1 protein-coding gene is annotated in these 562 nt (G+C 61.6%); it reads left to right on the top strand.

Features of this window, described 5'->3' with window-relative positions:
- Positions 1-101 precede the first annotated feature (101 nt).
- The coding region (locus tag QKY98_RS23675) for a recombinase family protein (protein ID WP_284671714.1) at positions 102-562 on the top strand (461 nt) is incomplete at its 3' end.

Genomic DNA, 562 nt, shown 5'->3' with positions numbered 1-562 from the left:
CGGCGCTAAATCGTCAGAATAGAGTTGCCTTCCGAATTGATTGACATACGCCGTCAAGGGTCATAGATTTCTTCCTGACACATTTCCCTCAGGAGGATACCTTGCACGGTCAGCGCATCGGTTACGTCCGCGTCAGCAGCTTCGACCAGAACCCAGAACGGCAGCTCGAACAGATCCAGGTGGATAAAGTGTTCACCGACAAGGCGTCGGGCAAGGACACACGGCGGCCCGAACTGGAACGGCTGCTCGCCTTCGTGCGCGAAGGCGACACGGTCGTGGTGCACAGCATGGATCGTCTGGCGCGCAACCTCGACGACCTGCGCCGCCTGGTGCAGGGCCTCACCCAGCGCGGCGTACGCATCGAGTTCCTTAAGGAGCATTTGACCTTCACCGGCGAGGACTCGCCGATGGCGAACCTGATGCTGTCGGTAATGGGCGCGTTCGCCGAGGTCGAACGCGCCTTGATCCGCGAGCGGCAGCGCGAGGGCATCGCGCTCGCCAAGCAGCGCGGGGCCTACCGTGGCAGGAAGAAGTCCCTGTCGTCTGAGCGTATTGCCGAACT

The sequence above is a fragment of the Pseudomonas sp. HR1 genome, assembly GCF_030175875.1.
GTDB lineage: Bacteria > Pseudomonadota > Gammaproteobacteria > Pseudomonadales > Pseudomonadaceae > Chryseomonas > Chryseomonas oryzihabitans.
The sequence above is the reverse complement of the archived record's forward strand: the minus strand, read 5'-3'. Positions and strand labels throughout refer to the sequence as shown.